This window comes from Bordetella parapertussis (assembly GCF_020735925.1).
Classification (GTDB): Bacteria; Pseudomonadota; Gammaproteobacteria; order Burkholderiales; family Burkholderiaceae_B; genus Bordetella; species Bordetella pertussis.
On the sequence record NZ_CP085971.1, the window covers coordinates 1882527 to 1907657 of the forward strand.

A 25131-nucleotide genomic window follows, 5' to 3' on the forward strand; every position below is an offset into this window, starting at 1 on the left:
ACTTCAACCTGGCCGGCCAGCTGCAGGGCGTGCCGCTCAAGCACGGCGTGCTGAAGAAAGGCGGCATGCCGGCCGATTTCGATACCTCCGCGCACGCGCTCAAATCCTTGCCGCGTGCATGTCGAGCGCGGTTCGATATGGGCCAGCTTCAGCGACGAGGCGCCGCCGTTCGAGCAGTACTGCGGCGCGGAGGTGATGGCCGGCCTGCACCGCCAGTTCGACGGCAGGCCGCTGCGGCTGCTGGGCTACAGCCGCCAGCTCATTCCCGGCAACTGGAAGCTGTACTTCGAGAACCTGAAGGATCCCTACCACGCCACGCTGCTGCATTCCTTTCTCATCACCTTCGGGCTGTGGCGCGCCGATACCCAATCGGAGAGCATCCCGCTCGACGACGGGCACAGCATGATGGTGTCGCGCAACGTCGGCAAGAAAAAGTCGGACGCGACCGCCGAGATCACGCGGTTCAAGGACGCGCTGGAGCTCAACGACCTGGACACGGTCACGCCGCGCACCGAGTTCGAGGACGGCAAGGTGGTCGCCATCTGCCTGTTCCCCAGCGTGATCATCCATCAGCAGGCCAACACCTTCGGCGTGCGCCACGTCATTCCCAAGGGCGTGGATTCGTTCGAGCTGGCGTGGACGTTCTTCGGCTATGCCGATGACGACGACGAGATGCAGCGCCTGCGCGTGCGCCACGCCAACCTGTACGGCCCGGCGGGAATCGCAGCTGGGCGCGCACCACTACGGCCATCGCAGCGCCGTGGTGGAAATGGGCGGACGGGACGTGGAGCGGCAGGATCACATGGTGACCGAGGTATTGATCCGCGCCTTCTACAAGCACTATCGCGAGGTCATGGGCCTGTACGCGGGGCCTGGTTTTCAAACCGGCAGCAAGGTTCCCGGCGAGGATACGCCGGTACGACAAGGACAGGAGGAGACATGAACAAGATCCAAGGGCAAAACGCCGCGCCGTCGCGCCGGCGCTTCATCAAGGGGGCCGGGGCGTTTGGGGCGGCCGCGCTGTTCGGCGGCGCCGCCCCGGCCGTGCTGGCGCAATCGCGCCAGCCGCTGCGCATCGGCGCGCTCAATTCGTACTCGAAGGTGTTCGCCGCGCTGGGCAATGCCAACCTGAATGGCATGAACATGTACTTCGACCAGATCGGCAACACCATTGCCGGACGCAAGGTCGAAGTGATCCGCGAAGACGACGAGATCAACCCCCAGGTCGGGCTGCAGAAGCTGAAGAAGCTGGTCGAGAGCGACCGCTGCGACATCGTCACCGGCATCCAGGCCAGCAACGTGGCCATGGCGGCGGTCGAGTACCTGCGCCAGAGCAAGGCCTTCATGCTGTGCTCGGGCGCCGGCGTGGCGCAGCTGTCGTATACCGGCATGCCGTACTTCTTCCGCTGCTCGATTTCGACGGTGCCCATCCATGCCACCATGGGCGAATGGTTCTATGACAACGTGGCCAAGGAAGCCTTGCTCATGGCCTCGGATTTCGCCGGCGGGCGCAACACCCTGGAAGAGTTTAAGGCCGGCTTCTCCCGCAAGGGCGGCCGGATCATCAAGGAGATCTATCCGCCGCTGGGCAACAACGATTTCAGCCCCTATCTGGCCGACATCCGCAGCATGAGCCCGCAGGCCACGTTCAGCTTCTACGCCGGCACCGACGCGGTGCGCTTCGTCAAGCAGTACGACGAGTACGGCCTGAAGGCCAAGTCGCGGCTGACCGGGTCGGGCTTCATGCTCGACAGCGACACCATTCCGGCGCAGGGACGCGCCGCCCTGGGCGCGCTCAATTCGCTGCATTACGCCGATACGCTGGACAACCCGGCCAACCTGAAGTTCGTGGCCGATTACCGGGCGCGCTTCAAGGATTATCCCAGCGTCTACAGCGAGTACGGCTACGTGGCCGCACGCATCATCCATCTGGCGCTGGAAGCCGTCGACGGCAACAGCGAGGACAAGGACAAGCTGCGCGCGGCCATGCGCGCCATCAAGCTGGACGCGCCGCGCGGGCCCTTCCGCTTCAACGAGGAAACGCAAAGCCCGATCCATAACGTGTACATCCGCGAGGTGGCCGAGGTCGACGGGCGGCTCACCAACAAGGTGATCCACACCATCCCCGACGCGATCGAGCCGCCGCGCCGGCTGAGCGGATCCGTGCCGGCGGCCCGCTGCGGGCGGGGCGCCGGCGTGCTTGCATCGACTACGAAGGCGCTATGGATTTCGTCATTACACAATTGCTCAACAGCCTGGTCCTGGGCGTGTTGCTGTTCATGATGTCCGCCGGCCTGTCGCTGATCTTCGGCCTGATGAACGTCGTCAACATCGCGCACGGCTCGTTCTTCATGATCGGCGCGTTCACGGCCTACACGCTGGCGCAGTTCTCGGGCAACTTCTGGTTCGCGCTGGGCGTGGGCTGGATCCCGGCGGTGGCGGCGGCGGTGCTGATGGAACGGGTGTTCATCCGTCCGCTGTACAAGCGCGGCCACCTCGACCAGGTACTGTTGACCTTCGGGTTCATTTTCGTCTTCGGCGATATCTGCAAATACCTGTGGGGCGCCGATATCCGCAACGTCGCGCCTCCGGAAATGCTGGAGGGCAGCCTGGAGCTGGCCGGCGCCATCGTTCCCAAGTACCGCCTGTTCCTGGTGTGCTTCGGCGGCGTGGTGGCCGTCGCCCTGTGGTGGTTCCTGGAGCGCAGCCGCATCGGCGCCATGGTGCGGGCCGGCGTCGACGACGCCGCGACGGCGGCGGGCATCGGCATCAACGTGCCCCTGCTGTTCGGTTGCATCTTCGCGCTGGGCGCGGCGCTGGCGGCCATCGGCGGCATCGTCGCCAGCCCCATCCTGGGGGTATACCTGGGCATGGATGTGGAGATCCTCATCCCCGCCTTCATCGTGACGGTGGTCGGCGGCATGGGCAGCCTGCGCGGCGCGCTGGTGGCCGCCATGCTGGTCGGCGCCATCGACACCTTCGGCAAGGCGTATTTCCCCGACTACGCGCTGTTCCTCGTTTACCTGCTCATGGTGGTGGTGCTGCTCACCCGACCGCAGGGTTTGTTCGGCATTGCGAGAGCCTGACCATGAAGACCGCATCCAGACCTATGCTGTTCGCCCTGCTGTGCGCCGCGCTGGCGGCCGCGCCGCTGGCCAGCGACTATACGCTCGGGCTGATCTCGGAGATCCTGATCTTCGCCATCTTCGCGATGAGCCTGAACCTGCTGGTGGGATACACCGGCCTGATGTCGCTCGGGCACGCCGCGTTCTTCGGCATGTCCACCTATACCGTGATCGCCCTGGGCGTGCACCTGGGCATATCGGGCTGGTGGGGCATCCTGGCCGGCGTGGCCATGGCCACCGCGCTGGCGGCGGTGATCGGGGTGTTCTGCATCCGCGTCAGCGGCATCCCCTTTCTCATGCTCACCATGGCGTTCTCGCAGCTGCTGTACGCCGCCTCGCTGAAATGGCGTTCGCTCAGCGGCGGCTCCGACGGCCTGGTCGGCTTCGTGCGGCCGGCGCTGTTCGGCGTCAGCCTGTCCGAGAGCGCGGTGGCGCGCTACGCCGTGGTCGCGGTCGGTTTCGCGCTGGTGCTGGTGTTCCTGTGGTGCCTGGTGCGCTCGCCGCTGGGCAGCATCTTCATCGGCATCCGCGACAACGAACAGCGGATGCGGGCCATCGGCTATCCGGTGCAGCGCTTCAAGCTGCTGTCATTCATCATCGCCGGCTTCCTGGCCGGCGTTGCCGGGGCGCTGTACGCGCTGTTCAACGCCTATGTCTCCACCGACATCCTGCATTGGCACCTCTCGGGCGACGTCATGATCATGATGATCCTGGGCGGCAGCGGCACGGTGCTGGGACCGGCGATCGGCGCGGCGCTGTTCCTGCTGCTGAAGAACTTCATCGGCTCGTACAACGACTACTGGTCGTTCTGGGTCGGCGCGGTGTTCATCTTCTGCGTCATGTTCATGCGCGAGGGCGTATGGGGCTACGCGGTCGCGCGCTGGCGCGCGGCGCACCGCAGCGCGCCGCCGCAGGCGCCGCCCGAACCGCCGGTGGCCAAGGCCGTGCTGCGGGAGGCCAAATGACCATGCTCCAGACCGAGAACCTGTGCAAGGCCTTCGGCAGCGTCGTGGTGACCCGCAACGTCAGCCTCAGCATGCGGGCCGGCGAGCGCCATATCATCATCGGCCCCAACGGCGCCGGCAAGACCAGCCTCGTGCACCAGCTGACCGGCCAGTTGAAGCCCTCGTCGGGGCGCATCCTGTTCAAGGGGCGCGACATCACCGGCGCGGCGCCGGACGCCATCTGCCAGATGGGGGTGGGCCGCACCTTCCAGAAGAACAACCTGTTCATGAACCTGAGCGTGCGCGAGAACGTGCGCCTGGCCGTGCAGGCCAAGCAGGGCGGCTGGTACGAGGCGCTGCGCGGCATCGAGACCCGCCATGCGCAATGGGAGCGCGCCGACCAGCTGCTCGAACAGGTGCGGCTGGCCAGCGGCGCCCGCCAGCGCGTCGGGGAGCTGTCGTACGGCGAGCAGCGTCAGCTGGAGGTGGCCATCGCCATGGCGGCCGAGCCCGAACTGCTGCTGCTCGACGAGCCCACCTCGGGCATGTCGCCGGCCGAGACCGACCGCATGATAGACCTGGTGCGCAGCCTGCCGCCGTCGCTGGCGGTGCTGATGATCGAGCACGACATGAAAGTGGTGTTCTCGCTGGCCGACACCATCACCGTGCTGTATTACGGCGAAGTCCTGGCAAGCGGCGCGCCCTGCGACATCCAGGGCAACCAGCGGGTGCGGGACGTCTACCTGGGAGGGAAGCACTGATGCTGGAAGTCAGCGGTATCAACACCTACTACGGCGCCAGCCACGTGCTGCGCGACGTGTCGCTGCAGGTGCGCGACGGCGAGGTCACCTCCATCCTGGGACGCAACGGCGCCGGCAAGACCACCACCGTGCTGTCCATCATGGGCTACCTGAAGCCGCGCAGCGGCCGCATCGCCTATCGCGGCCGCGATATAGGCGGCGCGCCCTCGCACCGCATCTCGCGCCTGGGCCTGGGCTTCGTGCCGCAGGAACGCGGCATCTTCGACAGTCTCACCGTCGAGGAAAACCTGACCGTGGCGGCGCGGCCCGGGCGCGACGGACGCTGGACCCTGGAGCGCATCTACGCGCTGTTTCCGCGCCTGAAGGAGCGCCGCGCCAACCGCGGCTTCCAGCTCTCGGGCGGCGAGCAGCAAATGGTGTCCATCGCGCGCGCCCTGATGCTCAATCCGTCCGTCATCCTGTTCGACGAACCTTCCGAAGGCCTGGCGCCCCTGATTGTCGACGAGATCGTCGAGATCCTGCGCAAGCTGAAATCCGAAGGCATGGCGGTCCTGCTGATCGAACAGAACCTGAGCGTCGCGCTGGACCTGGGCGACACGCATTACGTGCTGTCCAAGGGGGAGGTGTGCTTCACGGGCGACAGCGCCGCGTTGCGCGGCAACGAGTCGGTGCTCAGCACCCACCTCAGCGTCTAGGGGGCGCCATGGACCAGCGCGGGCTGTTCGTGGTCACCGGCGGCAGCCGTGGCATCGGCGCGGCCATCGCCAGGCTGGCCGCGCGCGACTATCCGGTCGCCATCCTGTATCGCGCCGACGCGGCCGCGGCCGAAGCGGTCGTCGGCGATATCGCCGCGCAGGGTGGCCGCGCCGTGGCGCTGCAGGCCGACGTCGGCGACGAAGCCTCGCTGATGGACGCGTTCGCGCGGCTGGACCGGCTGGGCCGCATCGCGGTGCTGGTCAACAACGCCGGCGTCACCGGTGGCGTGGCGCGGGTCGAGGACGTGGCGCGCGGCACCCTGGAAGAAGTGTGGCGGGTCAATGTGCTGGGCGCCTTCCTGGCCGCGCGCGAGGCGGTGCGCCGCATGTCGAGGCGCCGTGGCGGGGCGGGCGGCGCCATCGTCAACGTGTCTTCCGGCGCCGCGCAATTGGGTTCGGCCGGCAGCTGGGTGCACTACGGGGCCACCAAGGGCGCGCTGGATACGATGACCGTGGGCCTGGCGCGCGAGGTGGCCGGCGAGGGCATACGCGTCAACGCGGTGCGGCCCGGCGTCATCGATACCGAGGTGCATGCCCAGCGCACGCCCGAACAATTGCGGCGCATGGTCGGCGCCATTCCATTGGGCCGCATGGGCACGGCCGGGGAAATCGCCCAGGCCGTCGTCTGGCTGGCCGGCGAGCAGGCCTCGTACGTTACCGGCTGTCTGCTGGACGCGCGCGGCGGCTTCTAGGGGCGGCGCGTGGCGTCGCCCCGTGCGGCACGGCCTTAGAAGCCGACCGCCTGGCCGTCGCGGCGCGAGTCGGAGGCGGCCAGGTAGCCGCCTTCGGGCAGGCGGCAGATCAGCTGGGCCGAACCGAACTCCAGGCTGTCGGCCGGCGCCACCGCCACATTGTGGCCGCGGTCGCGCAGCGTCTGCACCACGTCGGCGGGCAGGTGTGCCTCGACGTTGACCACCGGCCCGTTCTCGACCCGGAAGCGCGGCGCGTCGCTCATGGCCTGCGGGTTCTGGCCGAAGGCGGCCAGGCGGGTCGCCATCTGCAGGTGGCCCTGCGCCTGCATCGATCCGCCCATCACGCCGAACGACATGGCCGGCTGGCCCTTGCGCGTCATGAAGGCGGGAATGATGGTGTGCATGGGCTTCTTGCGCGGCGCCACCTGGTTGACGTGGCCCGGCGTGAGCACGAAGTTCATGCCGCGGTTGTGCAGGCTGATGCCGGTGTCGGGCACCACCACGCCGGAGCCGAAGCCGTGGTAGTTGGACTGGATGAACGACACCATGGTGCCGTCGGCGTCGGCCGCGGTCAGGTAGACCGTGCCGCCCGTGGCCGGCGCCCCGGCGGCCGGGACGCTGCTGCGGTCCATCGAGATCAGGCGCGCGCGCTCGGCCAGGTAGGCGGGGTCGAGCAGGGCGGCGGCGTTCACGCGCATGTGGCGCGGGTCGGTCACATGCTGGTGCAGGTCGGCGAAGGCCAGCTTCATGGCCTCGATGCTGACGTGGTAATAGTCCGCGCTGTCGTGGCCCATGGCTTCCAGGTCGAACTGCTCCAGCATGCCCAGCGCCATCAGGGCCGCGATGCCCTGGCCGTTGGACGGGATCTCGTGCAGTTCGTAGTCGCGGAACGACTGCGAAATCGGCTCGACCCATTCCGGGCGGTGCTCGGCCAGGTCCTGCTCGCGCAGCGCGCCGCCGGTCTGGCGCGCGAAGTCGGCGATGCGGCGGGCCAGTTCGCCCTGGTAGAAGCTGGCGCCGCCCGTCTCGGCGATCTCGCGCAAGGTGCGCGCCTGGGCCGGGAAGCGCCACCACTGGCCGGCCTGCGGCGCCTGCCCTTGCGGCAGGAAGGCGTCGGCGAAGCCCGGCTCGCCGGCCAGCTTGGGGGCCTGCGTGGCCCACTGGCGCGCGATGGTGGGCGAGACCGGGAAACCCTGCTCGGCATAGGCGATGGCCGGCTCGAACAAGGCGGCGAACGGCAGCTTGCCGAAGCGCTCCGACAGGGCCTTCCAGCCCGCCACCTGGCCCGGCACGGTGACCGCGCCCCAGCCGGTGGGCGGCATGGTCTCGCGGCCGGCGAAATACTCCGGCGTCCAGGCGGCCGGCGCGCAGCCGCTGGAGTTCAGGCCGTGCAGGCGGCCGCCATGCCAGACCAGCGCGAACAGATCGCCGCCGATGCCGTTCATGACCGGCTCGACCACGGTCAGCGCAATGGCCGTGGCGATGGCGCTGTCCACCGCGTTGCCGCCGGCCAGCAGCATGCGCAGGCCGGCCTGCGCCGCCAGAGGCTGGCTGGTGGCTACCGCATTGGATGCCAGCACGGGCATTTTGCGGCTGGCGTAGGGGAAGGACCAATCGAAAGGAAGTGACATGGCTGCTGCCGTAGGTTGGAGATTACTGGGGCGTGATGCCGGCCTGCTCGACCAGCTTGCGGGTGCGCGGCAGTTCGGCCTTGATGAACGCGGCGAACTGCTCGCGGCTGCCGCCTTGCGGCTCGGCGCCGGTTTCGGCCAGCTTGTTGCGCAAGGCCGGGTCGGCCAGCACCTTGTTGACCGCCTGGTTCAGCTTGTCGAGGACCGGCGCGGGCGTGCCGTGGGGGGCGACCAGACCGTACCACGGCGCGATATCGTAGCCGCTGTAGCCTTGCTCGGCGATGGTCGGGATCTGCGGCGCCATGGCCGAACGCTGGGCGTTGGACATGCCCAGCGCCACCAGCGCGCCGCTGTTGACCTGGGGCAGGCCGGTCATGATGGTGTCGAAGTACATCGAGACCTGGCCGCTGAGCAGCGCCGGAATGGCTTCGCCGGCCCCCTTGTAGGGCACGTGCAGGATGTCGATGCCGGCCACCGACTTGAGCATCTCGCCGGCCATGTGCGAGGTGGTGCCGGTGCCGAACGAGGCATAGGTCAGCTTGCCCGGGTTGGCCTTGGCGTAAGCCACCATCTCCGGCAGGGTCTTGAACGGCTGCGACGGGTTGGCCAGCAGGATATTGGGCGTATAGGCCACCATCGACACCAGCTCGAAGCTGTCCGGGTCATAGGACAGGCGCTTTTGCAGATAGCGGTTGGTCACGATGGCCGCGGGGCCCCCCATCAGCAGGGTGTAGCCGTCGGGCTCGGCGCGCGCCACCGCGGCGCTGCCGATGGCCGCCGCCGCGCCCGGGCGGGCCTCGATGACGAAGGGCTGGCCCAGCTCCTTGGCCAGCGCCGCGCCCAGCTGGCGCGAGATGAGGTCGGTGGCCGAGCCGGCCTGGAACGGTACGACGATCTTGACCGGGTGCTGCGGCCAGTCGGTGCCGCTGGCGCCGGCCTGGCCGGCAAATGCGATCGAAACGGCGGCCAGCGCCTGCAAAAGACGGAATTTCATGGTTTCCCCTGGAAGTGGATGCGGCGTGTCGCGCGGGCGGCCGGGCCGCCCGCGTGGCAAGTGCTGCCCGGATTAGACGGGACGCGGACCTGGCACGACATTAGGTATTGTATCAATGGATTATTGGATCCAATTCATGTTATGGTCGCCGCTAACTATCATTGCGGTTTAACCGTCCGAGATCCCGATGCTGCAATCCCAGAAGACAGCAGTCAGCGCCGAGGAAGAGGCCTACCAGTACCTGCAGCAGGAAATCCGCCTGGGCCGCTACGCGCCCGGCCAACGCCTGGTGCCCGAAGCCATCGCCGGCGAGATCGGCACCAGCCGCATGCCGGTGCGCGGCGCGCTGCGCCGCCTGGCCTCCGAAGGCCTGGTCGAAATCCGCGCCAACCGCGGCGCCGTGGTGCGCGGCCTGAATCGCCAGGAAATGCTGGAAGTCTTCGAGATGCGCTCGGTCCTTGAAGGCCTGGCCGTGCGCAACGCCCTGGCCAACCTGGGCGACGAGCACATCCGGCGGCTCTCCAGCATGCTGGACCAGATGGAGGCCGGCTCGGGCGACTACCTGGACTGGACCACCGCCCACCGCGAATTCCACGAATACCTGTGCAGCTTCTGCCGCCAGCCGCGCCTGCTGCGCCAGATCTCCGAGCTGCACTCGGTCGTCGAACCCTACATGCGGCTGTGGGCCGCGCAGCCCGGCCGCAGCCTGCGCGCGCGCGAATCCCACCAGGAACTGATCGACGCGCTCAAGACCCGCGACGCGGCCCGCGCCGAAGCCGCCGCGCGCCAGCACGTGCTCAATACCGTGCCGGTGCTGCAGGATTTCCTCGCCCAGGCGGGCTGACTGCATGCGCGGATCGCGCTGACACCCTGTGCCGGGTTGTCCCCAGCGGTAACAGTCTGGCGCGCGCGCCGGCGCTAAGATCGGGCGCTTGCGTTGCGCAACGCCGGAGGCAAGCATGCTCGATTCCGTCCTCGCGCCGTGGGCATTGACCGGCCGCTTGTGGCTGAGGTTCTGGCCGCAATTGATGGCGCTGGTGGCGGCCGGCGTGCTGGCGCACGGCCTGCTGATGTGGCTGGCCGTGCACACGGGCTTCGCCAACCATCTGGCCGGCCTGGCCGTGCTGACGCTGGTGGCGCTGAGCCAGCTGGTGGTCACCGTGGCCATGTTCCTGGTGGTCCTGCCCGGCCTGCCGGCGCTGCGGGCCGCGCAGCAGGCCGCCCGCGCCGGCGAGGACAGCGCGCGTCCGGGCATGGCCCGCCTGGCCCGCATCATCACGGTGGCGCTGCTGCCGTTCTTCGCCTATTACGCGGCCTGGGGGTTCCTGGGCAACACCGTGCGACAGTACTCCCGCCTGGCCATCCACCTGGATCCGCTGGGCACGCATGGCAACGTGCTGGACGCGCTGGACTCGCGCTGGCTGCTGGTCTCGGTGGCCGTGTCCTGGCTGGTGCGCAGGATCGCCCTGCGCGCCCGCGACCGCACCCGGCAGCCCGGCTGGCAACTGCTGGTCGTGCTGTGCGAGACCAATTGGATCCTGGTCGGCCTGTACGTGATCAGCCGCTGGAAGGACCAGGCCTGGCAATGGCTGCTGGCGCAGCGCGACTGGAGCGCGGTGCTGGATTTCTGGCAGCGCCTGCTCACGCCGCTGGCCAATGCCTGGTCGGCGGGCATGGTGCCGGCCGAGGCCGAGGCCGTCGGTTGGGGCGCCACGCTGGTCAACCTGTTCTTCTACGCCTTGCTGCCCGTCGTCTGGCTGGTCATGGTGGCGCTGATCTACGGCTACGACGTGCGCGAGGATGCCGAGTTGCGGCGCGTGCGCCGGCTCGAGCGGCTGGGCCAGCGCTACCAGTCCGTGCCGCGTTTTCTGCGCGATTTCGTCGAGCATTTCATCGGCGGCTACCGCAAGCGCTATCTGCCGCTGGCCAATGGCGTGCGCCTGGCTTTTCACAGCGGCGCCGTGTTGCTGGTCACGCTGATCGTCGGCTACCGGCTCATCGACTGGGGCGCGGCGTGGCTATGGTACGGCGCCGCGCGCCTGATCGGGCCGCACCCGCTCGACTCCTGGCAGATCCTGGGCGACGCACTGTCGGTCCTGTTCGGCAGCCCGTTCCGGGACTCGTCCACCGGCCTGTTGATCGAGCCCTTGCGCATCTGCTTCCTGGCGGCCGTGCTGGAGTGCGCTTTCTCGCCCTGGCAGGCGCGCCGCGCCGCCAGCCCCGCGCTGGCGGCCTGAGTCAATCGGCCGCGGGAACCGCGAAGCGCAGGTAGGCGGGCCGTTCGCTGCCGACCGAGACCGACAGCGTCAGCGGCCTGGCCACGTCCGGCGGCAGCATGAACACTTCCATGATGGTCAGCTTCGAGCCAGGCGGCACGCCGCGATGGGCCGCCGCCAGGCAGCCGCGCGCCATGTGGGGCGCCATGCGCAAGACCGGTTCGGTGGCGGGCCGCCACACGCGGCCGCGCGCGTCGTGCAGCGCGATGCGGCAGGCCTGCCAGCGCCTGGGCAAGTCGTTGGCCTGGACCTGCACTTCGAAGGCCGCATAGGATGCGCGCGACCCCGGCAGCCAGCCGCGCCGGGCCGGCGCGTCGATGATGCCGAATTCGAGCAGCTTCCACTGCGCCCCGCCCAGCGCGCCCTGCGCCTGCGCGGGCACATCGCGCGGCCGCAGCTCGCGGTTGACCAGCCATTGGGGCACGTTGTCGTCGTTGCGCCAGGCCAGCGACAGCGCCAGCACCGCCGGCAGTAGCCACAGGCTGCGGCGGCGCCACGTGCGTTCGGCCGTGCCGGGAGCGTTCATGGGATGGCGTCCTGGTCCAGGTCGTGGCTGGCTACGGTTTCGGGCCGCCCGTCGGCCCCTACCGGCACGTCGTCCAGCGCGATGCGCGCCTGCGAATCGAGCCGGGGCGAGTAGCGCTCCGACAGCAGCAGCGTGGCGCCGCGCGCCTGGTCGGGGCGGATTTCGAACACCAGCCGCACCGTGCGCGGCAGGCCGGGGTCCAGCATGTAGGGCGGCACGCCGGGCGCCAGGCCGAGGCGGTCGGTGTGCCGATAGGTCAGCGCGTCCGGGCCCAGCCAGGCCGCCTCGCCCACCTGGGTGGAGGCGTCCAGCGCGGCCAGCCGCACCCACACGACGGCCCACACGCCGGCGGTCTCGCGCACGCGCTCGCGCCCCAGGCTGCGATAGCGCAGCTGGCGCGCGAACTGCACGCGCTGCACCGTCGCGTCGAACTGGCGCGTGCGCACTGCCTCGCCCATGGCGCCGCGTTCGACGATGGGGCCGGTCAGGTCCAGGTAGCGCGGCGTGCTGCGCTGCATGCCGTACAGCGCCAGCGCGGCCAGCAGCAGCAGGGCCAGCGTGCCCAGGCGCGCGCTCATCGCGGATCCTGCGGCGCGTGCGCGCGCACCGGCAGCTCGACGCGGCCGATCAGCACCGGGTTGTACCAGCCGGGCGTGCCGTACAGATTGTCCACCGGCTTGTAGGTCTTGCTTTCCACCGCGAAGGCGGCTTGCGGCGGCGGCGCCACGCCGGCCGGCAGGGGCCAGACGAAGGCCACGCGTTCGGGCAGTCCGGGGTGCAGGGCGGGGCCCTGCTGCGGGTCGCGCACCGACACCACGGCGGGCTGGGCGGGCGTGACGCCCGGCGGCGCCCGCCATTGCAGCAGGTCCAGGTAGTCGTGGGAGGATTCGGCGGTGCGGTTGGTCAGTTCCGCCTCGACCACCAGGGCCGAGTGCCCGGGCTTGACCCACACCTCGTACACCTTGCCCGATGCCAGCCAGGCGGCGTGCGGCACCAGGCGCCACTGGCCGGTCTGCACCGTCGAACCGGCGCCGAACACGGGTTCGGCCGCCGCCCGGGTGCCGTCGTACGCGCCATACAGGGCGACGCTGGCGGCGGCAGCCAGCGAGCCGATGCCGGCCACGCCGGTCACGACACGGGCTTTGAGCGAGTGCAGTACGCGCATCCGGCCTCCTGGCGCGCCGCGGCGGCGCGCTTCAAGCCCCACATGGTAGGCGGCGCGCCCGCGCGCGGCGCCGGCGGGATGTGTCCAAGCGTGTCGGAGGCAGGCGTGGCGGACCGCTGGGCCAAATCTTGAAACAAACTGGGCGCCTGCCGCCCGGCAGGCGCTTGGCGCATCACGGCGCGTAGGCCGTGATATCCAACAGCGTATGCGCGCCGCGCACCGCCAGCGGTCCGCCCAGCACCAGCGTGGTCGACACCGGTTTCAGGCCGGGAAAGTGCGCGGCCCATTCATCCATCGCCTCGGCGAAGTGCTCGCCCTGGTCATGGAAGCACACGCGCCGCACCACATTGTCCAGCGTCGTTCCCGCTTCCTCGCAGATGGCCGCCACGTTCTTGAGCATGTACGCCATTTGCTGGCGCGCGGGCAGGCCGTAGTACGGGAAATTGGGATGGCGGGCCATGCCTTCGGCCAGGGCGCCGCTGGCATCGGCGGGCATCTGCTGGCTGAAGAACAGCAGGTTGCCGGCCTTGACGGCCTGAGGCTCGTGGCTGAATGGCTTGGGCGCCTTGCTGGTGTAGACGGTCTCGATCGTCTTGCGACTGTCCTCGACCAGCAGCGTCAGCGCGATTTCGACGCGGCGTCCCTGGCCGCCGGCCAGGCCCATGTAAGGCATGACCACGCGCGCCGGCGGATTGTCGGGGAACCAGCGCTTCCAGGCGGCCTCCATGGCCGCGTACTCGGACGGATGGCCGATGTACACCTCGGCCTTGACGGCGCGCCGCAGCGACGAGCCGGCGGCCTGCGCCAGCCTGGCCAGATGGCGCAGGACCTGGTCGGTCTGCTGTTGCGTGCCAGCGCCGGCCGGCATGCGTTGCCAGGATTCGCTCGACAGGAAGACCCAATCGCCGCGCCGCACCGCGCCAGCCTGGCCGGGCTGGCGCGCGGGCTGCTCGACGCCGACATTGCGCCCGCCATCGTCCACGCACAGCAGGTCGATTTCAAGCAGCGTGTCCTTGACCATCAACGCCTTCACGCCCATGGCGGTCGAGGCCGGGCCGGGCGCCGCCAGGAAGGCGTCGCGCTCGGCGAAATGGGCCTGGACGGGAATGCGCGGCCAGTTGTTGCCGCGCGCGAACTCGTCCATGGTCGGGTGCGGCGAGGTCAGCCACTGCCACAGGCGGGCGGTATCGCGGCCCAGGTCCAGGCCGGCGGCCGCCACGGTGCGGGCCACGTTGGACATCACGAAGCGCGACTGCAGCGTCAACTGCTCGGCGAACGTGCCGTCGCTGCGGGCTTGCGGCGCCACGCCAGTCTCGAAGTCGCTGGCCAGCTGGCCGGCGATGAACAGCCAGCCCGCCGCCTTGATCGCGGGCGTATACGGCATCAGCGGCTTTTCCACGCCGCCGGGCCAGAAGCCCTGGGGCGTCAGCGTGCCGCGCGCGGCGGCCTGGCCGGCGGCCTGCGCGGCCAGGCCGAGCGGCGCGGCCAGCGTCATGCCGACGGCGGCGCCCTGGATAAAGCGGCGGCGATTCATCATGGTGGTCATAACGGTTCCTTGAAAATCCAGTTTTGGGCAAGCGGGTAGTCAGCGCGTGGCGGCAGGGGCCGGCGCGGCATCACCGCATCGCCAGGCGCGGGTAGTCGGTGTAGCCGCGCGCGCCGCCGCCGTAGAACGTGGCCTGGTCGGGCGGGTTCAGCGGCTGGCCGGCGCGCAGGCGCGCCACGAAATCCGGGTTGGCCAGCGCCCAGCGGCCGACCGGCGCGATGTCGGCCAGGCCCGTCTCGACGTCCTGGCCGATCAGCTCGATCGGCCGGTTGACGCGGTTGACCAGCAGGGGGCCGCGCCACAGCTGCCGGAGATCCTTGAGCAAAGCCTCGTCGCCGTTGTGCGCGATGTGCAGGTACGACAGCTTCAACTGCGCCAGGCCCGCCACCAGGTGGCGATACATGTCGCCGTAGTGCGGGCCCTCGTCGATGCCCCCCCCAGGCGCGAGCCGGGCGAAAGCCGGATGCCGGTGCGGTCGGCGCCGATTTCCTCGGCTACGGCGGCCGCGACCTCCAGCGCGAAGCGCGTGCGGTGCGCGACGGGCCCGCCATAGGCATCGTCGCGATGGTTGGCGTTGGCAGAGAGGAACTGCTGGATCAGGTAGCCGTTGGCGCCGTGTATCTCCACGCCGTCGGCGCCGGCCTCGATGGCGCGCGGCGGCATGCCGGTAGTCGCGCACCGTGGCCTGGATCTCGTCCGGCGACAGCGCGCGCGGCGCGGGCACCTGCTGCATGCCCGTGGGCGTGTGGATCTGGGCCTCGGGCGCGATGGCCGAGGGGGCGACGGCCTGCCGTCCATGCGGCGTATTGGCCGGGTGGGACATGCGGCCGGCGTGCATGACCTGGATATACAGGTGGCCGCCTGCGGCGTGCACCGCATCGGCCACTTTGCGCCAGCCGGCGACGTGGGCCTCGCTGTAGATGCCCGGCGAATTGAGAAAGCCCTGGCCGTCGGCCGAAGGCTGGGTGCCCTCCGAGATCAGCAAGCCCAGCGATGCGCGCTGCGCGTAGTACTCGGCCGCCAGCTCGCCGGGCGTGCCGTCGTCTTGCGCGCGGCTGCGGGTCAGGGGAGACATCGCCAGGCGATGAGCGAGATTCATGCGGCCGATCTGGATCGGATCCCAGAGAGAGGTCATGGCGTATTCCTACCGATTTGAGGTGAAGGGGCTGCACGTCGAGTGCGTGATCGGTAAGGTAGTTCGTTCCAATAATTGTCGGAAGACTGTATTGTTTGTATGGTTTGTCTCAAAAATGGATCAAACATGGATTTGTCCGCGCTTGCCGACTTCAACCTGGTTGCCGCCCATGGCGGCTTCGGCAAGGCCAGCCGCAGCAGCGGCAGGCCCAAGGCCACGCTGTCGCGGCGGGTCATGGACTTGGAGCAAAGCCTGGGGGTGCGCCTGCTCGAGCGCGGCGCCCGTTCGCTGCGGCTGACCGAAGAGGGCCAGGCGCTGCACGAGCGCACCTGCGGCCCGCTGGGTGAAATCATCGAAGCCGGCGAGTCGGTGGCGGCCGGCCTGTCCGCCCCGCGAGGGCGGCTGCGCGTCAGCGCGCCGGTGCTGTTCTCCAGCACCTTGCTGGGCCGGATCGCGGCCGGTTTCGCGCAGGCCTACCCCGAGGTGCGCCTGGACGTCGTGGCCGAAGACCGCAACATCGATCTGGTCGACGACGGCTACGACGTGGCCATTCGCGTCAATCCCCGTCCGGACGCCGCGCTGGTGGGGCGCTGCTTCGCCCGCGACGACATGCTGCTGGTGGCGCCGCCTGCGCTGGCGCGGCCGGCGGCCGCCGCCGATGGGCAGGCGCCCACGGTGCCCGCGGTCGCCCTGGCCAATGTGTTCGACAGCGGCGCCTGGCACTACCAGGACGGCGATACGTTGAACACCGTCATGCCCGATGTGCGCCTGCGCCTGTCTTCGCTCCTCATGATCCGCGATGCCGTGCAGGCCGGCGCCGGCGCGGCGCTTATCCCGCGTTCGCTGCTGGCGCAGGGCGGGGCGCACGCCAGCCTGGCGGTGTGGGGGCGCATCCCCGACCGGCCCGTCGAACTGTGGGTCCTGCACAACTCGCGCCGCCTGGTCAGCACCAAGGTGGCGGCATTCGTGGAATACCTCTGCGCGGCGTTCCCCGCGCGCACCCTGACCGGCAGGGCCGCAGCCTAGCGCGCGTGGCGCGGAAAGACCAGCAGGTCGGCCGTCACCGGTTCCCTGTTGTCGAATAACAGGTAATGCGTGGCGTCCGGATATTCGCCGTGGCGCGCGCCGGATCCGCATGCCCTTGGCGGGGTCCTGCGGCCGGACGTCCGAAAACCGGGATATTCCGAGAAGCAATCGGCTGGCGCCTTCCAGACTGTGCGCATACCATTGCCCTCTTTTGCCACGCATTTCGAGCGTATGGATTCCCTTGCGCCCGACGCAGGCTCGCCTCGCCATGACCGACACGGCATACCACCAACTCATCGCCGATTTCGGCCGCCTCATCGGCATCGACTCGCTCAACCCCGTGTGTCAGTTGATTTTCGAACCGTGCGCACCGGTCTTCATCGCACCGGTGCACGCCCGGGCGGAAATCATGATTTCCTGCGTGCTGGGCACGGCGGACACGGTCAACCCGGCAAGCATGGCCCGAGCCAACTTCATGCAGGCCGGCAGCGGCGTCGTGGCCTGCATCGGTGGCGATGGGTTGTCCTATCTGCAGCAGGCCATACCCCTGTCGCGCGCCACGCCCGCGATCCTGCTCGATCACTGTGAGCGTCTGCTGCAGGAAGCCTCGCGCTGGCGCGTCGGCGACCACGACGGCTGCGCCAGCTCGGCCCCGAATATCGCCGCGCTGACGCGCGGCGTCTAGGTCGGCGGCGACTTGCCGGGCGCCGCTGCGGCAGGCTCAACTCGCCTTCTGTATGACGCCCTTGAGCGAATCCGCGACCTGCTTGACCACCGTGCTCTGTAGATCGATCATGACGACCCACGATTGCATTTCCTGTTGCACGATCAGCAGGTCGGACGTGCTTACCGCGCCGTCTCCGCGCGCGCTGAGCGCCTCCAGGCGACTGCGCAGGTCGCGTTCGTGAGCGTTCAGCCGCGTATTGACCGCCTGGTTGACGCTCTGCATGGTCACTCGGTCTGCATCGCCGCCCAGGTTAATGGCCATGCTTGTCTCCTTCGGCGCATTGTTCATTGCTCAGGCGCGTCAAGACTGACGCCGGAGGGTTGTCCGGCCCGGTCGGGCGCTGCAGCAATACCTGCCGGGCCGCGGTGGCGGCCGCCAGCGCGTCGCGCCATACGGGATAGGTGTCGCGCCCCACGCCATCGTGCAGGCGGACGCGCAAACGTGTCTCCAGTTCGCCGAGCTGCGACAGCAAGGTGTCGCGCAAGGCGGAACCGCCCGGCGATGCCAGGCGCACTTCCAGTTCGGTCAGGGCTAGAACAGATGTATTCATATGATGTTGCAGGCGAGGGTTGACGGCTACCGAGGCGATTTCATCGCGTCACGATGACCGGTTCGGGACCATCGAAGACCAGGCGGCCGGATTCGATGGCGGTAAGGCGATACTGGTCCCGCAGTCCGCCCACCAGGAGGCGGCTGCCATCGGCCAGCATCAGGTACGGTTGCGGGCCGCTCACGACACTGCGTATCTCGAACGGCACGTGATCCCGCGTCGCGCGCGCGGCGGTGGCCGGCAGCCGGACGACGTCGTAGTTGCGCTGGTTGAACGCGGCCACCAGCTCGCGCAGGCGCGCCATGCGGCCTGCCGCCAATCCGCCGGGATCTGCGTCGAGGCGGTCGGCGTGCCAGGCCGGGATCTGCGTCGAGGCGGTCGGCGTGCCAGCTGAGCTTGACGCCGTCGAGGCGTTCGTCGGCCAGCTGGGCCGCGAACTGGGCCGAGACCTCGTCGGCCAGGCGCACATCGCGACCGAGGATCGTCATGCCCGGCAGGCGCATGCGCACCGCGTGCAGCGCCGCGGCGCGTTCGTGCGCATCGCTGGCGATGCCCGAGATCGCCAGGCGGCCATTGCCGTACGGGCGCGCCATGTAGCGCACTCCGAATGTCGCCAGGACATCGCAGGCCAGGGCCCTGGCCTCGTCCTGCCTGCTTACCTGCATGGCAGGCCGTGGCGCAAGTTGCGCCAAGGCCCGGGCGACCCGAGCGAATTCCGTCTCGTCGTGCACCCATCCGGTCACGGTGAGCACGCCGCCACGGCCGTAGGCCGCTTGTAATTGCTCAGCAAGGCCCAGGCTGTCGATGAGCGCCGCGGCGCGGATCAGCGGCGCGGCGGACGTTGGGGGCGGCGCGGCCGGCGGCGCGGCGGGTGTGGTCACGGAAACCAGCGCCGTGGCCAGGCCGACCAGCAGGACGGCCGCGGCCGCGCCCAGCGCCAGCCAGGGCCGTCCTGCACGTCGGCGCGGCATGAGGGCGTCGACGGACGGCGGGCTTGTCGAGCTAGGGGCGTCGTGCAAGGCTGTGGCGCTGCCGTCGGGGCCGCGCGGCTCTGGCGGCGCGGGCCACGGCGCGGAAGGGGCGGCCACGGTGATCCAGGTCGCTCCCAGCTGTACGGGTTCGTTGAAGGCCGCGGGCGGGCACGGCGCCTGGGCGTCCAGGCCGGGCGTCATGGCGCCGGCCAACCGCCAGCCGGACTGGTCGATCTCCAGCCATCCCGCCACTTCGGGCATGTCCTCGCCGGTCAGGACGATATCGCAATGCGGATTGGCGCCCACGCGCGCGCCATGCACGGCCGGGCAGCGCGCCCTGCACTGTGCGCCTGAAAGCACGCGGAATTCCAGCGCCGCCGTCATAGATCCACCCTGCCCAGGGGCTGTACATTGATCTCCGGCGTCAGTTCCTGTAGGACAGCACCGGCAGGGCGTAGAGATCGGCTTCGATCATCTTGCGCGTGTAGCGCCGGATGTCCATCGACGTCAGCAAGACGGGACGGCTCGCGCCGGCGGCCAGATCGCCGACACATTGGCGTATGTACTCGACCAGCCGGCGTGTCGTGTCCGGATCGAGGGCGAGATAACTGCCGGCGGCGGTCTGCCGGATGGCGGCGCGCACGGTTTCCTCGACCTTGGGGGCCAGCAGGTAGGCGGGCAGGATATTGTGGCCGCTGGTGTACTTGTAGCTGATATAGCGCTTGAGTGCGATTCGGACATACTCCGTAAGCAGGACGGTATCCTTTTCCTTCTGGCCCCATTCGACCAGCGCTTCCAGGACAGCGCGCAGGTTGCGTATCGACACTTCCTCGGAAACAAGGCGCTGCAGGATTTCGGCAATCTTCTGCACCGGCATGACGCGCAGGCACTCCTTGACCAGATCGGGAAATCGTTCTTCCATGGCCGAAAGCAGAAACCGGGTTTCCTGGATGCCGATGAAATCGGCTGAATATTTTTTCAGTACATATGCCAAGTGCCAAGTCAGGATCTGGCTGATACCCAGGTAAGGAATACCTGCATCGCGCAAGGCGCCGGTCAGACTGGCTGCAACCCAGATCGTGGGCGTATCAGGCAGAAAGGCCGCGCCCGTTTCGTATGCGATCCGCAGGGCCTGCAGGTTCTGCTCGGTGTCCCGCACCAGCACGGCATCGTCGCGCAACATCCCCTGCGCCACCGGGATCTCCGACAGCACGATGGTGTAGGTATTGGCGGCCAGCGCTTCGGTGAAGCGCAACTGGATGCCGGGAAATGGCACGCCCAAGTCGAAATAGAGCGCCCGCCGGATCTGCAGCAGATCGTCGGTGAGGGTGGCCGGCTCGAACCGGGGCTGCAGCCGCGCGGCCACGTCGATGATCAGCGGGACGGTGGGAGCGAATTCCGCCTGTCCATCCGCCGGCGCGCGGGTGCGGGGCTGGCCGTCGGCAGCCATGCCGGCGAGCGCGGGCCCGGCGCCTTCGGGCGGACGCTGGGATGCGCGCAGCAGTACGAAACCGATGGTGCCCACCACGGCGGCCAGGGCGAAGAAGACCAGCGTGGGCATGCCGGGAATGAGGCCCAGGCCTGCCGAGATCGCGCCGGCAATGACCAGGGCGCGAGGCTGCGCCAGCACTTGTGCGCCGATGTCGGTGCCTACGTTGGAGGGGCCATCCCCGGTCTGCACCCGCGTCACGATGATTCCCGCGCAGATGGCGATGAACAGCGCCGGGATCTGCGCGATGAGCCCGTCGCCTATGGTCAGGATGGCATATGTCTGCACGGCCTCGCCGGCGCTCAGGCCGCGCTGCAGCACGCCGACCAGCATGCCGCCAAGCAGGTTGACGGCAACGATGATCAGGCCGGCGATGGCATCGCCCTTGACGAACTTCATCGCGCCGTCCATGGCGCCATACAGTTGGCTTTCCTTCTCGACCGTACGGCGTCGGCGGCGGGCTTCGTCCATGTCTATGGTGCCCGCGCGCAAGTCCGCGTCGATGGACATCTGCTTGCCGGGCATGGCGTCCAGCGAGAAGCGCGCGGCGACTTCGGCCACCCGCTCCGCGCCTTTGGTGATGACCACGAACTGCACGATCGTGAGGATGAGGAAAACCACCAGGCCGACGATCAGGTTGCCGCCCACCACGAAGTTGCCGAAGGTCTCGATGATGTGGCCGGCATCGCCTTGCAGCAGGATCAGCCGCGTGGTCGCGATGGAGATGCCCAGCCGGAACAGCGTGGTGACCAGCAGGACCGAAGGGAACGAGGAAAACGCCAGGGGCGAAGGCAGGTACATCGCGACCATCAGCAGGACTGCGGACAGCGTCATGTTCGCACCGATCAGCACGTCGACCAGCGTCGTGGGCAACGGCAGGATCATCATGAAGACGATCGCCACGATGAGCACGGCCAGTACGATGTCGTTGCGGCTGGTGGCCAGCGCCACCGCGCGTTGCAGGCGGAGAATGGATTTCTTGCTCGTCATGGCGGGGGCGCGCTCGCGCAAGACGCCGCCCGTAGCGCCATATAGTCACGCATGGCCTGGCGGGCGTCGTCGGGTCGGTTCAGCGCCTGCATGGCCTGCGCCCGGACCAGATGGCCGGCGGCATCGGGTGTGGCGCGCAGCGCGCGCTTGTCCAGCGTGACCAAGGCCATGCGCGGTTCGTCCTGGTGCAGATAGCCCAGCGCCAGGGCCAGCAGGGACTGGCTGTCGATCGCGTCCAGGGCATCCAGGGCCGCCAGCAGGGCAACCGTCTTGCTCCATTGGCGCTGCAACTGGTAGTGGTGCGCAAGCAATTGCAGAAGTTCGCGTACCTGAAGGCTGGGGGAGGGTAGGGTATGCGGCATCATCCCTGGTAGAGCGCGCTGCGATACATGGCAGCCAGGTCACGCAGCTTTCCGGCCTCGTTGAGGACGTGCAAGGCGCGGCTCAAGGCCGGCGCGGTGTTGCCGGCGTGCAGTTCCATGGCCCGGGACAGTTCGTCGCGCGCCCGCGCCAGGGCGCGCTCGAACTGCGCGGGCTGGAGCAATGCGCCATCCGTCAGGCGGGGCCGCGCCGACTCGTCGAGCATCGCGCTCAGGTCCGGACGTACGAGCAGGGCTTTCAGATGATCGACCGCGCCGGTGGCGGGCGGCTCGAGCCAGCGCTCGGGTGGCAGGGTGGGGGCGGGCTCGCAGCGGGGGCCGGGAACGATGTGGTCGACGCCGCGCTCCAGGCCAAGGTGCATGGCATGCATGCCGGGTACGGCGCTGGACATGGCGTCACGCCTCCAGGCGGTCGAGCCAGTTCGTCAGGCCCAGCACCGCCAGGCGCAACGCCGCTGCGTCGAGCGAGCGTTCGGGCAGTCGTGTCTGCGCGACGATCCAGTCCTCGCTGTCCTCCGACCAGAGTGACGTCTGGATGGATGCGGCGCCGCCGCGCTGTCCATGGGCCCGTTTCCATGCCGCCAGCAACACGGAGGCGGCGTCGCGCTCCGCCCGCTGGGCCAGGTGGACCAGGGCCGCGCCGGCGACGCATTCGACGCCCAGGCGGCGCCCGTTGGACAGCGCCAGCGACGCCGATCGGGACGGCCCGAATGCCAGGCCCTCGATGCCGATATCCTGGCCGAACTGATGCAGCGCCTTATCGGCAGTATTCATGCGTTCTCCATTGCTATCGCGTTGTCCAGCGCATCCTGCGCAGCCGCCAGGACGGTGGCGCGCACGTCCATGTCGGCGTAGATCTGCGTGGGCAGGTCTTTGAGAATCTGGCGTACGCCGCCGAGGAATGCGATGCGCTCGGAGAGGGCATTCGCGCCGTGGCGCTCTGCCAGCTTCTCGAAGCGCGCGGGCGCAATCCATTTGTCCTCGCTGATTCCCACAAGATCGCGCATCAGGCCCTGGGCGTCCGCACACTCCTGCGAGCCTGCGTTGCCCAGCCGTTGTTTCAGGGCATTGCATTCCTCCAGTACCGTGGCGGCCACCTCGACTTGATAGAGATCGCTCGCCAACACTTGCAGCCTGACGCCGTCCGTCGACGGTGTCGCCGCGGCCAGGTCGTGTCCCAGCGCCTGAATCAGCGCGCCCAGCGCGCCGTGGATGTCGTCGTTCCCATAGCGTTCCAGCACCAGGTCCAGCGTGCGCGCCAACGACAGCTGGCCCAGGGCGATGTCGCGGTACGCGTGCTGGAAGCCGGCCAGCTCGTCAGCGGAACGCGCGAACGCGCTGGCCGTGGGCAGGGTGTTGATGCCGGCGCGGATTTCGGGGCCATGGGCGAGCTCCAGGTCGGCCAATGCATCGCGCAGGGCTTCGAGCGCGTGCGGCGCGGCGTCCTCGTGCTCGCCGCGCTGCAGCGCGTGCTGCAGCGCGAGGTATTGCTGCGTGACACCGGTAAACGCTTGCGCGGCCAGTTGCATGGGGGCGCCCCGGCCGCGCAGCAGCTCGGCGGTCAGGGCTTCCAGTTTTGCCTGCGCGTCGGGGTCGTGGGTGTGGGAAAACAGTTCCGCAAGCTGCGCCGCGTCCAGCCAGAGCATCGGACGTTCGGCCGTGACCTTGCGTTCGGAGTGATGCTTTTCCTCGGCAGCCTGCGCCATGTGCAGGCTGAGCTCCTCGGCCGCGTCCGCCAGCGATATGCCGGTGGGCGCCGGTGCGATGCGCTGGCCTTGCAGCCAGCCGGAGGAGGTGTTGGCCGAGGCGTCGTGGCGCCCCTGCATGGCGGCGTGGAAGGGATTGGGGGCGGCATCGATACGAGTCATGGGGAGTCCTCGGAGAAGGAACCATTTGCCTACTGGTGCAGTGAGTGTCGCGCGCGCGGCCATGGTTCCCGGAAACGGGCGCGATATTGGGCAATTCGCAGCCTGGAACTTGCCGCGGGCGCAGGGTTACTCAGCATGCGTCTTTCAACTCGAAGGAGCCCTCATGACCATTGATCTCGGAGTTTCACTCACGTCGCAGGCCGGCGGCCTGCAAGGCATCGACCTCAAGAGCATGGATATCCAGACTCTCATGGTGTATGTGCAGGGTCGTCGCGCCGAACTCCTCACGGCTCAAATGCAGACCCAGGCCGAAGTGGTGCAGAAGGCCAATGAACGCATGGCGCAGCTCAACGAGGTCCTGTCCGCGCTGTCCCGGGCCAAGGCCGAGTTTCCGCCCAATCCGAAGCCGGGCGACACCATCCCGGGCTGGGACAACCAGAAGGTCAGCCGGATCGAGGTTCCTCTCAATGATGCGCTGCGCGCTGCCGGCCTGACGGGCATGTTCGAAGCGCGCGATGGCCAAGTGACCGCCCCCGGCGGCCGGGGTACGCAGGTCGTGAACGGCACGGGCGTCATGGCCGGTTCCATGACCTATAAGGAACTCGAAAGTGCCTACACCACCGTAAAGGGGATGCTGGATACGGCGTCCAATACGCAACAGATGGACATGATCAGGCTGCAGGCCGCCAGCAACAAGCGCAACGAGGCTTTCGAGGTCATGACCAACACCGAGAAGCGGCGCAGCGACCTGAACAGTTCCATCACCAACAACATGTGCTAAGCGCTGCACAAAGGGGTATTCCATGCAGGAGCAAGACATCCAATCCATCATGCGTGCCGCGGAAGAGCTGGTCGAGCAGACCCGCAAGGCGTTGTGCAGCGTCGACGAGATCTACGCCCACGTTGGCGTCGACCCCGCCCGCCTGCGCAACCTGGCGGTCGAGCAGGCAAGGATAGAGGCCGAGGCCCAGGCGGCGTTCCGTGATGACCTCGCGGACATCGAGCGCGAGGCGGCGCGCGTCAAGGCGGCCAGCACCGATGCGCCGCAGGCCCGCAGGGTGCTTCACAACCACGTCTGAGCGCGGAGGCCTTCCATGCCAAAGTCAGCCGAGCAGGGCGGCTCCCCGGCGTCAGCTTCGCATGAGGCGTTGCGCCATATTCTCGACGCAGGCGCTTCGATGGGCAGCTTGCAGGGGTTGGACGAGGCGCAACAGCAGGCGTTGTACGCGATCGCTCATGGCGCCTACGAACAGGGCCGCTATGCCGACGCGTTGAAAATGTTCTGCCTGCTGGTCGCGTGCGATCCGCTGGAAGCCCGTTATCTGCTGGCCCTGGCCGCCGCGGCCCAGGAGCTGGGGCTGTACGAGCATGCCTTGCAGCAATACGCGGCCGCGGCGGCTTTGCAGTTGGACTCCCCCAGGCCCCTGTTGCATGGCGCCGAGTGCCTGTATGCGTTGGGTCGTCGCCGCGACGCCCTGGATACGCTCGACATGGTGCTTGAGTTGTGCGGGTCGCCGGAGCATGCGGCCCTGCGCGAACGGGCCGAGTCGCTGCGCAGGAGCTATGCACGTGCCGACTGA

At 68.6% G+C, this 25131-nt stretch carries 25 protein-coding genes and 3 pseudogenes; 13 read left to right on the forward strand and 15 right to left on the reverse strand.

Translation table 11 applies throughout. The features are described from left to right. The first annotated feature begins 114 nt into the window (after positions 1-114). Genes LK409_RS09010 through LK409_RS09035 form a run of 6 tightly spaced genes read left to right on the forward strand, consistent with a single transcriptional unit; the run spans position 115 to position 6277 of the window. A complete protein-coding gene (locus LK409_RS09010; protein WP_226376535.1) occupies positions 115-2283 on the forward strand; it encodes an ABC transporter substrate-binding protein in 2169 nt (722 codons plus the stop codon). Continuing rightward, positions 2223-3086 carry a branched-chain amino acid ABC transporter permease gene (locus LK409_RS09015; protein ID WP_010928417.1) on the forward strand — a complete coding sequence of 288 codons (864 nt, stop codon included), beginning with the start codon at positions 2223-2225 and terminating at the stop codon, positions 3084-3086. The genes LK409_RS09010 and LK409_RS09015 overlap by 61 nt, the downstream gene beginning before the upstream one ends. 23 nt (positions 3087-3109) lie before the next feature. Continuing rightward, positions 3110-4090, forward strand: a complete 981-nt coding sequence (locus tag LK409_RS09020; protein ID WP_223851092.1) for a branched-chain amino acid ABC transporter permease — start codon at positions 3110-3112, stop codon at positions 4088-4090. Next, positions 4087-4830 carry an ABC transporter ATP-binding protein gene (locus LK409_RS09025; RefSeq protein ID WP_010928418.1) on the forward strand — a complete coding sequence of 248 codons (744 nt, stop codon included), beginning with the start codon at positions 4087-4089 and terminating at the stop codon, positions 4828-4830. Before LK409_RS09020 ends, LK409_RS09025 begins: the two co-directional genes overlap by 4 nt. After that, on the forward strand, positions 4830-5525 hold the full coding sequence (locus tag LK409_RS09030) for an ABC transporter ATP-binding protein (protein WP_010928419.1): 696 nt from the start codon (positions 4830-4832) through the stop codon (positions 5523-5525). Before LK409_RS09025 ends, LK409_RS09030 begins: the two co-directional genes overlap by 1 nt. Before the next feature lie 8 nt (positions 5526-5533). Beyond that, positions 5534-6277 (forward strand): SDR family oxidoreductase, encoded by a 744-nt coding sequence (locus LK409_RS09035; protein ID WP_010928420.1) that lies wholly within the window; start codon positions 5534-5536, stop codon positions 6275-6277. 35 nt (positions 6278-6312) lie between these two features. On the opposite strand, the gene ggt is transcribed toward LK409_RS09035, so the two are convergent. After that, a complete protein-coding gene (gene ggt, locus LK409_RS09040; protein WP_010928421.1) occupies positions 6313-7908 on the reverse strand; it encodes a gamma-glutamyltransferase in 1596 nt (531 codons plus the stop codon). A gap of 22 nt (positions 7909-7930) precedes the next feature. Next, complete coding sequence (locus LK409_RS09045; protein ID WP_003809854.1) at positions 7931-8902, reverse strand: Bug family tripartite tricarboxylate transporter substrate binding protein; 972 nt, start codon at positions 8900-8902, stop codon at positions 7931-7933. 187 nt (positions 8903-9089) lie between these two features. Between LK409_RS09045 and LK409_RS09050 the strand changes: the two genes are divergently transcribed. Then, positions 9090-9746, forward strand: a complete 657-nt coding sequence (locus LK409_RS09050; RefSeq protein ID WP_010928422.1) for a GntR family transcriptional regulator — start codon at positions 9090-9092, stop codon at positions 9744-9746. Positions 9747-9861: 115 nt separating this feature from the next. Then, positions 9862-11139 (forward strand): hypothetical protein, encoded by a 1278-nt coding sequence (locus tag LK409_RS09055; RefSeq protein WP_010926196.1) that lies wholly within the window; start codon positions 9862-9864, stop codon positions 11137-11139. A gap of 1 nt (position 11140) precedes the next feature. Here LK409_RS09055 and LK409_RS09060 read toward each other — a convergent pair whose 3' ends face one another. The 5 genes and pseudogenes from LK409_RS09060 to LK409_RS09080 form a co-directional block, all read right to left on the reverse strand. Next, complete coding sequence (locus tag LK409_RS09060; protein ID WP_010928423.1) at positions 11141-11704, reverse strand: hypothetical protein; 564 nt, start codon at positions 11702-11704, stop codon at positions 11141-11143. Next, on the reverse strand, positions 11701-12282 hold the full coding sequence (locus LK409_RS09065; protein WP_010926197.1) for a hypothetical protein: 582 nt from the start codon (positions 12280-12282) through the stop codon (positions 11701-11703). Before LK409_RS09065 ends, LK409_RS09060 begins: the two co-directional genes overlap by 4 nt. Continuing rightward, positions 12279-12869 carry a hypothetical protein gene (locus LK409_RS09070; RefSeq protein ID WP_003809863.1) on the reverse strand — a complete coding sequence of 197 codons (591 nt, stop codon included), beginning with the start codon at positions 12867-12869 and terminating at the stop codon, positions 12279-12281. Before LK409_RS09070 ends, LK409_RS09065 begins: the two co-directional genes overlap by 4 nt. Positions 12870-13041: 172 nt before the next feature. Beyond that, positions 13042-14415 carry a RidA family protein gene (locus tag LK409_RS09075; RefSeq protein ID WP_010928424.1) on the reverse strand — a complete coding sequence of 458 codons (1374 nt, stop codon included), beginning with the start codon at positions 14413-14415 and terminating at the stop codon, positions 13042-13044. Between the two features lie 70 nt (positions 14416-14485). Beyond that, positions 14486-15550: pseudogene (locus tag LK409_RS09080) on the reverse strand (alkene reductase). Positions 15551-15649: 99 nt separating this feature from the next. On the opposite strand from LK409_RS09080, the gene LK409_RS09085 reads away from it, so the two are divergent. Both LK409_RS09085 and LK409_RS09090 read left to right on the forward strand, forming a co-directional pair. Beyond that, positions 15650-16576 carry a LysR family transcriptional regulator gene (locus tag LK409_RS09085; RefSeq protein ID WP_010926200.1) on the forward strand — a complete coding sequence of 309 codons (927 nt, stop codon included), beginning with the start codon at positions 15650-15652 and terminating at the stop codon, positions 16574-16576. Positions 16577-16817: 241 nt separating this feature from the next. Continuing rightward, a complete protein-coding gene (locus LK409_RS09090) occupies positions 16818-17261 on the forward strand; it encodes a CesT family type III secretion system chaperone (protein WP_010928426.1) in 444 nt (147 codons plus the stop codon). A 36-nt stretch (positions 17262-17297) separates the two neighbouring features. Here LK409_RS09090 and bscF read toward each other — a convergent pair whose 3' ends face one another. The 8 genes and pseudogenes from bscF to bopN all read right to left on the reverse strand — a co-directional run bounded on the left by bscF (position 17298) and on the right by bopN (position 23551). Continuing rightward, positions 17298-17564, reverse strand: a complete 267-nt coding sequence (gene bscF / locus LK409_RS09095) for a type III secretion system protein BscF (RefSeq protein WP_010928427.1) — start codon at positions 17562-17564, stop codon at positions 17298-17300. Further along, complete coding sequence (gene bscE, locus LK409_RS09100) at positions 17554-17853, reverse strand: type III secretion system protein BscE (protein WP_003809870.1); 300 nt, start codon at positions 17851-17853, stop codon at positions 17554-17556. Before bscE ends, bscF begins: the two co-directional genes overlap by 11 nt. A gap of 40 nt (positions 17854-17893) precedes the next feature. After that, positions 17894-19208: pseudogene (gene bscD / locus LK409_RS09105) on the reverse strand (SctD family type III secretion system inner membrane ring subunit BscD). Further along, positions 19205-21303 (reverse strand): annotated as a pseudogene (gene bcrD / locus LK409_RS09110) (SctV family type III secretion system export apparatus subunit BcrD). Before bcrD ends, bscD begins: the two co-directional pseudogenes overlap by 4 nt. Beyond that, complete coding sequence (locus LK409_RS09115; RefSeq protein ID WP_003809873.1) at positions 21300-21668, reverse strand: hypothetical protein; 369 nt, start codon at positions 21666-21668, stop codon at positions 21300-21302. The pseudogene bcrD and the gene LK409_RS09115 overlap by 4 nt, the downstream one beginning before the upstream one ends. After that, the gene (gene sctX / locus LK409_RS09120; protein WP_003809875.1) at positions 21665-22075 is read right to left on the reverse strand and encodes a type III secretion apparatus assembly protein SctX; all 411 of its coding nucleotides are present in this window, start codon (positions 22073-22075) and stop codon (positions 21665-21667) included. Before sctX ends, LK409_RS09115 begins: the two co-directional genes overlap by 4 nt. A gap of 4 nt (positions 22076-22079) precedes the next feature. After that, positions 22080-22457, reverse strand: a complete 378-nt coding sequence (gene sycN, locus LK409_RS09125) for a type III secretion chaperone SycN (protein WP_003809878.1) — start codon at positions 22455-22457, stop codon at positions 22080-22082. Next, a complete protein-coding gene (bopN, locus tag LK409_RS09130) occupies positions 22454-23551 on the reverse strand; it encodes a SctW family type III secretion system gatekeeper subunit BopN (RefSeq protein WP_003809880.1) in 1098 nt (365 codons plus the stop codon). The genes sycN and bopN overlap by 4 nt, the downstream gene beginning before the upstream one ends. Positions 23552-23714: 163 nt before the next feature. Here bopN and bsp22 point away from each other — a divergent pair, with 163 nt between their 5' ends. Genes bsp22 through bcrH1 form a run of 3 tightly spaced genes read left to right on the forward strand, consistent with a single transcriptional unit; the run spans position 23715 to position 25131 of the window. Continuing rightward, complete coding sequence (gene bsp22 / locus LK409_RS09135; RefSeq protein ID WP_041937194.1) at positions 23715-24332, forward strand: type III secretion system needle tip complex Bsp22; 618 nt, start codon at positions 23715-23717, stop codon at positions 24330-24332. 22 nt (positions 24333-24354) lie between these two features. Next, the gene (gene btc22 / locus LK409_RS09140) at positions 24355-24630 is read left to right on the forward strand and encodes a type III secretion system chaperone Btc22 (RefSeq protein WP_003809883.1); all 276 of its coding nucleotides are present in this window, start codon (positions 24355-24357) and stop codon (positions 24628-24630) included. A gap of 15 nt (positions 24631-24645) precedes the next feature. Then, positions 24646-25131, forward strand: a complete 486-nt coding sequence (gene bcrH1 / locus LK409_RS09145; protein ID WP_010928430.1) for a SycD/LcrH family type III secretion system chaperone BcrH1 — start codon at positions 24646-24648, stop codon at positions 25129-25131.

Bases quoted from the DNA above. Each gene is read 5' to 3' on its own strand.
- LK409_RS09015 (WP_010928417.1), top strand. From the start codon at position 2,223: ATGGATTTCGTCATTACACAATTGCTCAACAGCCTGGTCCTGGGCGTG.
- LK409_RS09020 (WP_223851092.1), top strand. From the start codon at position 3,110: ATGCTGTTCGCCCTGCTGTGCGCCGCGCTGGCGGCCGCGCCGCTGGCC.
- LK409_RS09025 (WP_010928418.1), top strand. From the start codon at position 4,087: ATGACCATGCTCCAGACCGAGAACCTGTGCAAGGCCTTCGGCAGCGTC.
- LK409_RS09030 (WP_010928419.1), top strand. From the start codon at position 4,830: ATGCTGGAAGTCAGCGGTATCAACACCTACTACGGCGCCAGCCACGTG.
- LK409_RS09035 (WP_010928420.1), top strand. From the start codon at position 5,534: ATGGACCAGCGCGGGCTGTTCGTGGTCACCGGCGGCAGCCGTGGCATC.
- ggt (WP_010928421.1), bottom strand. From the start codon at position 7,908: ATGTCACTTCCTTTCGATTGGTCCTTCCCCTACGCCAGCCGCAAAATG.
- LK409_RS09045 (WP_003809854.1), bottom strand. From the start codon at position 8,902: ATGAAATTCCGTCTTTTGCAGGCGCTGGCCGCCGTTTCGATCGCATTT.
- LK409_RS09050 (WP_010928422.1), top strand. From the start codon at position 9,090: ATGCTGCAATCCCAGAAGACAGCAGTCAGCGCCGAGGAAGAGGCCTAC.
- LK409_RS09055 (WP_010926196.1), top strand. From the start codon at position 9,862: ATGCTCGATTCCGTCCTCGCGCCGTGGGCATTGACCGGCCGCTTGTGG.
- LK409_RS09060 (WP_010928423.1), bottom strand. From the start codon at position 11,704: ATGAACGCTCCCGGCACGGCCGAACGCACGTGGCGCCGCCGCAGCCTG.
- LK409_RS09065 (WP_010926197.1), bottom strand. From the start codon at position 12,282: ATGAGCGCGCGCCTGGGCACGCTGGCCCTGCTGCTGCTGGCCGCGCTG.
- LK409_RS09070 (WP_003809863.1), bottom strand. From the start codon at position 12,869: ATGCGCGTACTGCACTCGCTCAAAGCCCGTGTCGTGACCGGCGTGGCC.
- LK409_RS09075 (WP_010928424.1), bottom strand. From the start codon at position 14,415: ATGACCACCATGATGAATCGCCGCCGCTTTATCCAGGGCGCCGCCGTC.
- LK409_RS09085 (WP_010926200.1), top strand. From the start codon at position 15,650: ATGGTTTGTCTCAAAAATGGATCAAACATGGATTTGTCCGCGCTTGCC.
- bscF (WP_010928427.1), bottom strand. From the start codon at position 17,564: ATGGCCATTAACCTGGGCGGCGATGCAGACCGAGTGACCATGCAGAGC.
- bscE (WP_003809870.1), bottom strand. From the start codon at position 17,853: ATGAATACATCTGTTCTAGCCCTGACCGAACTGGAAGTGCGCCTGGCA.
- LK409_RS09115 (WP_003809873.1), bottom strand. From the start codon at position 21,668: ATGATGCCGCATACCCTACCCTCCCCCAGCCTTCAGGTACGCGAACTT.
- sctX (WP_003809875.1), bottom strand. From the start codon at position 22,075: ATGTCCAGCGCCGTACCCGGCATGCATGCCATGCACCTTGGCCTGGAG.
- sycN (WP_003809878.1), bottom strand. From the start codon at position 22,457: ATGAATACTGCCGATAAGGCGCTGCATCAGTTCGGCCAGGATATCGGC.
- bopN (WP_003809880.1), bottom strand. From the start codon at position 23,551: ATGACTCGTATCGATGCCGCCCCCAATCCCTTCCACGCCGCCATGCAG.
- bsp22 (WP_041937194.1), top strand. From the start codon at position 23,715: ATGACCATTGATCTCGGAGTTTCACTCACGTCGCAGGCCGGCGGCCTG.
- btc22 (WP_003809883.1), top strand. From the start codon at position 24,355: ATGCAGGAGCAAGACATCCAATCCATCATGCGTGCCGCGGAAGAGCTG.
- bcrH1 (WP_010928430.1), top strand. From the start codon at position 24,646: ATGCCAAAGTCAGCCGAGCAGGGCGGCTCCCCGGCGTCAGCTTCGCAT.